This window comes from Nostoc sp., from assembly GCF_036917355.1.
In the GTDB taxonomy this organism is placed as follows: Bacteria; Cyanobacteriota; Cyanobacteriia; order Cyanobacteriales; family Nostocaceae; genus Nostoc.
This window is the reverse complement of record NZ_JBALDP010000057.1, coordinates 1-10,132: the sequence shown is the minus strand read 5'-3', so window position 1 is coordinate 10,132 and position 10,132 is coordinate 1. Positions and strand designations below refer to the sequence as shown.

The following is a 10,132-nucleotide window of genomic DNA, read 5'->3' as shown; positions in this document are numbered from 1 at the left end:
TTAATATTCTCTTTATTAGACCTCTTACAAAAGTTCTTATTTGCGCCTACCTTGCGAGAAGGTATAAAGGGGGATGCGTGAGACAAAAATTATTTATGCAAGAGGTGTATTGAAAGTTAATGAAGAACTAATTAAGGTTGTATAAACGTGAGTGAATACTCTCACAAATGTTGAGAAATATCGGCGTAATGGATAGAGGTGAGGTTGTTATTTACACTTCATTAAATTAGGAAATGCTATAAATAATTTTCAGATATATGGGAATACTAAATCTAGAAATTCTCTGGATTTAGTTAGCAATATGTTTAGCACTTTAGTCAGTATTCCTGGATATCGCATCAGTGAAGAACTTTACAATGGTTCCAGAACCCTAGTTTATCGAGGGTATCGAGAAATCGATCGAGAACCTGTAGTGATTAAACTGCTGAAAAATCCTTATCCCAGCTTCTGTGAACTGGTGCAGTTTCGCAATCAGTACACCATTGCCAAAAATCTCAACTCACCCCTGATTATTCAAGCCTACAGCCTGGAACCATACCAAAATGGCTATGCATTAGTAATGGAAGACTTCGGAGGAATTTCCTTAAAGAAATGGACTTTTCAAGGGGAAACAGCGCCATCTTTGATAGAGTTTTTAGAGGTGGCGATCGCTCTCTGCAATGCCTTAGATATCCTCTACCGTTCGCGCATTATTCATAAAGATATTAAACCAGCCAATATTTTAATTAATCCCGAAACTAAACAAGTTAAATTAATCGACTTTAGTATTGCATCTTTACTACCACGAGAAACCCAAACTCTCATCAATCCCAATGTGTTAGAAGGAACGCTTGCTTATATTTCTCCAGAACAAACAGGCAGAATGAATCGGGGAATTGACTATCGAACTGACTTTTATTCTTTAGGTGTGAGTTTTTACGAATTACTCACTGGAGAATTACCATTTCAATCAAACGATCCGATGGAGTTGGTACATTCTCATATTGCTAAAATGCCTACAGCATTGGGGAACAGGGAACAGGCTTCTGTCTTGAGCCTCTCTGCCTTGAGATTGTCGATGTGTCACACCGAAGTCCGAATGGGAATAGGGAATAGAAAAGATATTCCCCAGGTGATTTCAGATATCGTCATGAAATTGATGGCGAAAAATGCTGAAGATAGATATCAAAGCGCCTTGGGACTGAAGTTTGATTTAGAAACTTGTTTAAATCAGCTACAAGAAACTTGTCGGATTGAAAGCTTTGAAATTGCGCGCCGGGATGTGTGCGATCGCTTCATCATTCCCGATAAACTCTATGGAAGAGAAACCGAAGTATTAACCCTACTTCAAGCATTTGAGCGAGTCAGCCTTGGGGCAACAGAAATGATGCTGGTAGCTGGGTTTTCGGGAATTGGGAAAACTGCGGTTGTTAACGAAGTTCATAAACCCATTGTGCGACAACGCGGTTATTTTATCAAAGGGAAATTTGACCAATTTCAACGAAATATTCCCTTCAGTGCATTTGTGCAAGCATTCCGAGATTTAATGGAACAATTGTTAACAGAAAATAATGTTCAGCTAGAGCAATGGAAAAACAAAATATTAGATGCGGTTGGAGAAAATGGACAAGTAATTATTGAAGTCATTCCCGAATTATCAAGAATTATTGGGCAACAACCATCTGCAAGAGAGTTATCTGGAACTGCGGCACAAAATAGATTTAATTTATTGTTCCAAAAATTTACCCAAGTCTTTACTAGTAAAGAACATCCATTAGTGATATTTTTAGATGATTTACAATGGGCTGATTCGGCATCGCTGAATTTAATGCAGCTATTAATGGCTGATGCAGGACATCTTCTCGTCATTGGTGCATATCGTGATAACGAAGTTAACCCAGCACATCCATTAATATTGACTTTGGGTGAAATTAAAAAAAATCAAGCAACGATTAATACAATTAATTTAACAGCACTGGATGAAGTGCAAGTTAATCAGTTAGTTGCTGAGACACTTAAATGTAGAGAAAGTTTGGCATGGAATCTTTCTCAACTGGTATATCAAAAAACTCAAGGTAATCCGTTTTTTGCTACTCAGTTTCTCAAAGCATTACATCAAGATCGTCTAATTCAATTTGGTTTTGAGTTAGCCTGTTGGCAATGTGACATTGCACAAGTTACGACTCAAGCGGTTACAGATGATGTTGTTGCTTTTATGGCATTGCAATTAGGAAAACTGCCTCCTTCAACTCAAAATATATTGCAGCTAGCAGCTTGTATTGGCAACCAGTTTGATTTAGAAACTTTGGCAATTGTTTCAGAACAATCGGAAATTGATACGGCTGCTGATTTGTGGAAAGCATTACAAGAAGGATTGATTTTACCGCTCAGTGATGTTTATAAGTTTTATGTCGGGCAAGAAACTCTTGCACATACATCGGAAAATCAAGAGACTGTTACATACAAATTTTTACACGATCGCGTCCAACAAGCTGCCTATTCGCTGATTCCTCACGACCAAAAACAGACGACTCATTACCAAATCGGACAACTGCTTTTACAACAGATTTCCCCAGCAGCAAGAGAAGACCGGATTTTTGAAATAGTCAATCAATTAAATTACGGAACTGCTTTAATTACCAAACAAACAGAACGAGAAGTATTAGCCCAACTCAATCTGATTACTTGTGGCAAAGCCAAAAATGCCACCGCCTATCAAGCGGGTCGTGAATATGCCAGCACTGGATTATCCTTGTTGGGAGAAAGTGCTTGGCAGCAACACTATCAAATGACGCTATCATTCCATGACGATTTGACTGAATTAGCAATGCTGTGCGGTGACTTTGAGGCGATGGAACAGTTGATTGAGACGGTCATCACTCACGCACACTCTTTAATGGAACAGGTCAATGTTTACCGCATTCAAATTCAAGCCAATACCTCTGGGAATAAACTGAGCGAAGCCATTGCGATCGGACAGAAACTCCTGCAACAGCTTGGCGTCACAATTCCAGAAGCCCCCACACCAGAAGATATTCAACAGTCAATCCAAGAGATTACCGAACTGATTGGAGACAGGAAAATTGAAGATTTTGTTCACCTCCCGGTGATGACAGATCCGAACAAACTGGCAATTATCCAGATTGCCAGCAGCATCATACCAGCAGCTTATCTCTGTGGCTCTCCCTTGTTCTCAGTACTGACTTCCTTTTCAATCAAATTATCCCTGCGGTACGGAAACATCTCTGCTTCAGCGTATCACTATGCTTGCTATAGCATGATTGTCTGTAAATTATTGCAAGATGTGGATTTAGCAATCGAGTTTGGTCGGTTGGCCTTGAATGTTGTCTTAAAACTCGATGCTAAAATAACTAAACCTGAAGTATTAGTGACGCTGGCAGGATTTATGCTACACCGTAAATCTCACGTCAAAGAAATGCTACCACTATTGAGCGAGAGCTACACGACTGCCCTAGAAGTTGGAAACCTGCAATTCGCCGGATATAGTGGATACTGTTTCTGCCTCACTTCTTTTTGGTGCGGTCAGCCCCTTGTCACTTTGGAGTCGGATACGCGCACCTACTACAACGGTTTGGTGCAAATAAACCAATTGACGACTGCCAATTACTGCCTGATTTATCTGCAATCTATTTTAAATTTACTAGGTTTTGCGGAGAATCCCACCCTTTTGTCTGGCTCAGACCTGGAAGAGAGGGAACTTTTGCCCTTGCTGCTGTCTGCGAATGACCTGTTTGGGCTGTATAACTTCTATTTATATAAACTGACCCTTTGCTTTTTATTTGGAGAAATTGAGTCAGCAAATCACCATGCCATTGAGGGCAGAAACTATTTAATGACTGCTGGGGGAATGGTCGGCGAACCTGCTTTTTATTTCTATGATTCTTTGATTGCTCTGGCACTATTGAGTCAACCGTCAGGCGAGGTGTCAACAATCTTAGAGCGTGTAGCAGAAAATCAAACCAACTTACAGCATTGGGCGCATCATGCCCCGATGAATCACCAGCATAAAGTTGATTTGGTAGAAGCCGAAAAATGCCGAGTGTTAGGACAGAAAGCCGAAGCTATTGAGCTATATGACAAGGCCATTTCTGGAGCCAAAGCGAACGAATATATCCAAGAAGAGAGCCTTGCTAACGAACTCGCTGCCAAGTTCTACCTCGACTGGGGCAAACAGCGCATTGCCCAGGACTACATGACCGAAGCCTACTATGGCTATGCTCGTTGGGGTGCTAAAGCTAAGGTTGCCCATTTGGAAAGACATTATCCCCAACTCCTCGCCCCCATCCTCCAGCAAACCCGTTCTCTCCTCTCAACTTATGAAACGATCTTTACCTTGGGGAGTGTCACTTCTACCAGTTCTAGCAGTAGTATCTCTGTGGCTTTAGATTTAGCTGCAATTCTCAAAGCTTCTCAAACTATCTCAAGCGAAATTGAATTTGAAAAACTACTTTCATCGTTGCTGCATATTGTCATTGAAAATGCTGGTGCCGATAAGTGTGTATTAATGCTGGCAGAGTCAGGTAATTTATTGATTCGGGCATTAGCAAAGCTGGATGGAAATAGCAAAGTTGATTTTTCGCCCATGCTGACCAATCCACAGCCTGTTGAAGAGTCTATCGATCTACCAGTTAGCTTAATTAATACTGTTAAACGCAGTTTCCAAACTGCTGTGATTATTGATGCCACAGTGCATCCCCAATTAATTTATGACCGCTACATTCAGCAACAGCAGCCTAAGAGTATTCTGTGTAGTCCGATTTTAAATCAGGGTAAATTGCTTGGGGTGTTGTACCTAGAAAACAATTTGGCGACTGGAGCCTTTACGAGCGATCGCGTCGAACTGCTCAACTTGCTCTGCGCTCAAGCCGCAATTTCTTTGGAAAATGCCCGATTGTATCAACAAGCTCAGCAAGCACTAATTGATTTACAACAGGCACAATTACAAATTGTCCAAAGTGAAAAAATGTCTGCACTGGGTAATTTAGTTGCAGGGGTAGCCCATGAAATGAATAATCCTTTGGGCTTTATTGCTGCTAGCCTCAAACAAGCTAAACCCACCGTTGCTGATATTACCGAACACTTAAAGTTATATCAAGAAAGTCTACCAAATAAGAGTGAGCAAATTCTCGATCATGCTGAGACAATCGACTTGGATTATAGCTTAGAAGACTTACCGAAGATGATTGATGCAATGGTTATGGCGTGCGATCGCCTGAAAAATATCAGCACCAGTTTACGAACTTTCTCCCGTGCCGATAAAGATTATAAAGTGCCATTTAATATCGATCAAGGCATCGACAGTACTATTTTAATTTTGAAACATCGTCTCAAAGCTAACGAGCAACGTCCAGCAATTGAAGTGATTACCAACTACGGTGATTTACCTCAAATAGAATGTTTCCCTGGTCAATTAAATCAGGTATTTATGAATATTTTGGCAAATGCCATTGATGCCTTAGATGAGTCAAATACTGGGCGGAATATTGCAGAAATTAAAGCAAATCCCAACTGGATTACAATTACAACTTCAGTAGAAGCTCAAGGGGTGAAAATTAGTATTCTAGATAATGGTAAGGGGATGAGTGAGGAAATCAAAGAAAAGATTTTCGACTATTTATTTACGACAAAAAGTGTGGGTAAAGGTACGGGATTAGGACTGGCGATCGCTCGGCAAATTATTGTCGAAAAACATAGCGGAGCGATCGCAGTGAATTCTCAACCTGGCGACGGAACTGAATTTGTGATTCAGCTACCTTTCTCGGCTTGAAAAAGAAGTCAAAATTCAGTTGGTCACTGAGTTTACGGTGAGCATCTCGACTACTTCGACTGCGCGGTTCCTGAGCGTAGCCGTTCGCGTAGCGTCTCGCAGAGAAGGGCAGTACAAGTCCGCTCGATGGAACCGCAGTCGAACTATGTAGTCAAAGTGACCACCTAAATTCTGCTTCGATAACTTATAAACCTATAATTTATCATATACGTGCCTTTTTCCATTCGTTGAACTCACGTTTCACTAGGTTGCCAATGCTGCATTTATGGAAAAACAGCAACCCTTCTCCCTCAAGCAGATTTCTTCAGAGGATTGGGAAAATACGCCGCAGAATGTGAAGTCTCTGGTAGAATCACTGCTAGCAAGTGCGGCTTTATCAGAAAGCCAAAGCCGTCTCATTCAATTTCTAGATGCCACCCCTATTGCGATCGCTGTCCACGACTCAACAGGGCAACTTGTTTACATAAATCATCTGGCACAGGCATTGCTAGACACCGATTGCCCATTAGAACTGAGTCCAGACCAACTCTCAGAAGTCTTTCAAGTTTACCGTGAGGGTACTCAGGCACTCTATCCCTTGGAAGCTTTACCCAGTACTCGGTCTTTGGCTGGAGAAACGATTTGGGTTGACGATCTAGAAATTCATCGCGGCGATCGAGTGATTCCTCTGGAGGTTTGGGCGACTCCGGTTTTTGGCGATCGGGGTGAGGTGACGTATGCGATTGTGGCGTTTCAAGATATTAGCGATCGCAAACGCCAGCATTTAGAACAGCAGATCGTCGAAAATACCCTGGTAAAAAGTGAACGCCGCTACCGCCAGGTGATCCAGGTACAAACAGACTTGATTTTGCGATCGCTACCGGACACCACCATTACTTTTGCGAATGATTCTCTTTGCCTTGCTCTCGGTCAATCCTTGGAGAATGTAATTGGATGGCGATGGAGTACCTTTGTACCGCCAGAGGATTTAAACGAGTTGTCTCGCAAAATTGCAGCCCTCACCCCAAAAAACCCAATCTTTGAAAACATCAATCAGGACTACCGCTCCCACAACCAGATTGGCTGGACACAATGGATTAACTTGGGGATTTTTGATGAGCATGGGCAGTTAACCGAAATTCAATCCGTCGGGCGAGACATCACCGCATTACAGGAGCAAATTCAACGCGAACAAGCACTGAATCGAGTTTTCCAATCCATCCGCAACTCCCTTGATTTAGACACGATTTTTGCCACCGCGACAGCAGAAACAGCGAAACTTTTGAAAACCCTGGACTGCTTTGTGGTGCAATATCTGCCAGAACAGGGCATTTGGAAACATATTGCGGAATTTCGCCACAATCCAGACGCACCAACAGTCATTGGCTTTGAGATTCCCGATGTGGGTAATCCCTTTGCAGCTCAACTCAAGCAGTTGCAGGTTGTGCGGGTGGAAAATACAACCAACCTCGACAATGAGATTAACCAGGAAGTCGCCCAAATCATACCCGGCGCTTGGTTACTCATTCCCCTAGTGATTGAAGACGCCCTGTGGGGGAGTTTCACAATTATAGCGCCCCAACAACCGTTTACCTGGAGCGATAACCAGATCAAACTGGCCCAGTCCGTCGCAGACCAGCTGGAGATCGCGATTCACCAGGCCAATCTTTATCAACAAATACAACTGGAACTAACGGAACGCCGTCGGGTGGAGATGGCTCTGAGAGAGAGCGAAGCCCGGTTTCAAAATATGGCGGCGAATGTACCAGGGGCGATTTTTCGTTACCTGCTCCGTCCTGATGGTTCTGACAGTGTAGTATACATGAGTCAGGGTTGTTACCGTCTTTGGGAAGTAGAAGCCCAAGATGTTGTCACAGATGCCACCATCCTCTGGCAAACGATCCATTCGGAAGACGTGGCTGGAATGCAAGCCTCAGTGATGGAGTCAGCACAAACATTACAACCCTGGTACTGGACGTGGCGAATTACCACACCATCAGGGCGGGAAAAATGGCTGGAAGCTGCTGGCAGACCCACTCGCCAAGCCAATGGTGATATTATTTGGGATACATTGATTCTGGATGTAACCGAACGCAGACAAGCGGAATACCGTTTTCAAACCCTAGCAGCCAATACCCCAGGGGTGATTTATCAGTATGTGCTACATCCTGATAGATCGAATGCAATGCTTTATGTCAGTCCTGGTTGTCGATATCTCTGGGAACTAGAACCCCAAGATATTGAGCAGGATGTGGAAGTAACTTGGCGGATGGTGCATCCCGACGATTTACCTGCTATGCGAGATTCAGTACTGGTTTCTGCCGAGACCTTACACCCGTGGAATTGGGAATGGCGCGTGACAACGCCATCGGGTCGGCAAAAATGGTTGCAAGCCTCGGCACGACCGCAGCGACAAGCCAATGGCGATATAATTTGGGATGGGCTGATTCTGGATGTGAGCGAACGCCAAGCGGCGCTACGCGAACGCAAACAAGCCGAAGAAGCGATGCGAGAAAGTGAAGCCCGCTATCGCTTGTTAGCTGAAAATACCAACGATCTTGTGTGCCTTCACGAGTTGAATGGTCGATACCTCTACGTTAGCCCGTCTTGTGAGTTCCTCTTGGGCTATCGGTATGACGAAATGCTCAGAGAAGATATCTATACCTTCATTCATCCCGACGATCGCGATCGCGTTTACCAGGAAATTCGGGCAGCAGTATTCCGCAAAAAACCCACACCCATCACCTACCGAATGCTGCAAAAGCATGGTAACTATATCTGGTTTGAGACTCTTACTAAGCCCATTGTGAATGCGACGGGTGAAATTGTTCAACTGCAAACCACCTCCCGCGATGTCACTGAACGCATCCAGGTGCAAAATCAGTTGAAACATGATGCCCTACACGATGGGCTAACGGGGTTGCCCAATCGCCATTTCTTCATGAAACGGTTGGAATTAGCTATTCAACGAGCCTACCGTCTCGAAAATTATCATTTTGCTGTTTTATTTCTCGATCTCGATCGATTCAAAGTCGTCAATGATAGCCTGGGACATTTGGCAGGAGATCAATTACTCATTGCCATTGCTGAAAAACTCCAAGCCACGATCCGGACAATGGATCTCGCAGCTCGTTTGGGTGGCGATGAGTTTGCGATCCTACTTGAAGAAATTAAGGATATTCAGGAAGCAGTTCGCATCACAGAACGGATTTTTGCAGAGTTGCAAACACCCATGATGATTGAAGGACGTGAAGTATATACGACCTCTAGCGTTGGTATTGTCTTGGGTACAAAAGACTACGTTCAAGCCTCCCACTTGTTGCGAGATGCTGATATTGCGATGTATCGGGCAAAAAACAAAGGCAAAGCCCGATATGAAATTTTTGATACTGAGATGCACACTCAAGCTTTGAATCGACTGCATTTAGAAAACGATCTGCGTCGAGCCATCAAATGTCAAGAATTTGTCCTTCACTATCAACCTATTGTTGCTCTAGACACTAGACATCTTGTTGGCTTTGAAGCACTGATTCGCTGGCAACACCCTACCCAAGGGTTGAAATTTCCCGGAGAATTCATCCCTATAGCTGAGGAAATAGGACTGATTACGCTTTTGGACTATTGGGCAATTCGTACAGCCTGTTATCAGCTGGCAGCGTGGCAAACGGCTTTCCCGGAACTTTCTGCAATGAGAGTGAGTGTCAATCTCTCGGCGCAAGATATCAAGCAGTCCGATCTGTTAGAAGAAGTCGATCGGGTTCTCACTCAAACTCAATTGAATGGTCGTTACCTGACATTAGAAATTACCGAAAGTATGTTGATTGAAGACATTGAATCTACGATTAGTCTACTTAGCCAGTTGAAAGAGCGAGGAATTCAAATTAGCATTGACGATTTTGGCACGGGATATTCATCGTTAAACTATCTTCACCGTTTACCTGTGGATAGTCTTAAGGTCGATCGCTCTTTTGTAAATCAAATTCAATCAGGCAAAAAAAATCATCAGATTGTCGAAACTATTGTGGCGTTGAGTGACCATTTAGAACTCGATGCGATCGCTGAAGGAATAGAAACTCAAGAACAACTGGAACACCTACAACACCTTGGCTACAAATTCGGTCAAGGGTACCTATTCTCGAAACCCATCAGCCACCACACAGCAGAAGCACTTTTAGCAAGTAAAAGTTTGTATTATAACCTTTGGTCTTAAGGAGAAGGGGAAAGGGGAAACAAAAAACGTACTTAATCCTGAGTCAGAAGATTACTCAGTAATTACACACTTGGTAAATGCCCATTGGTGTCAAGTTAAGAAAAATAGAATCTTGTCAAGAGGGTTAAACTCAATGGTTAAACTCAACACAAGGGTGTTGATTTGAGCCATGACTA

2 protein-coding genes are annotated in these 10,132 nt (G+C 43.2%); both read left to right on the top strand.

Annotated features, from left to right (window positions below):
- Positions 1–301: 301 nt before the first annotated feature.
- Positions 302–5,767, top strand: coding sequence for a trifunctional serine/threonine-protein kinase/ATP-binding protein/sensor histidine kinase (locus V7K53_RS16375; protein ID WP_335198558.1), 5,466 nt, complete (start codon positions 302–304; stop codon positions 5,765–5,767).
- A 265-nt stretch (positions 5,768–6,032) separates the two neighbouring features.
- Positions 6,033–9,956 carry an EAL domain-containing protein gene (locus V7K53_RS16370; RefSeq protein WP_335198557.1) on the top strand — a complete coding sequence of 1,308 codons (3,924 nt, stop codon included), beginning with the start codon at positions 6,033–6,035 and terminating at the stop codon, positions 9,954–9,956.
- Positions 9,957–10,132 lie beyond the last annotated feature (176 nt).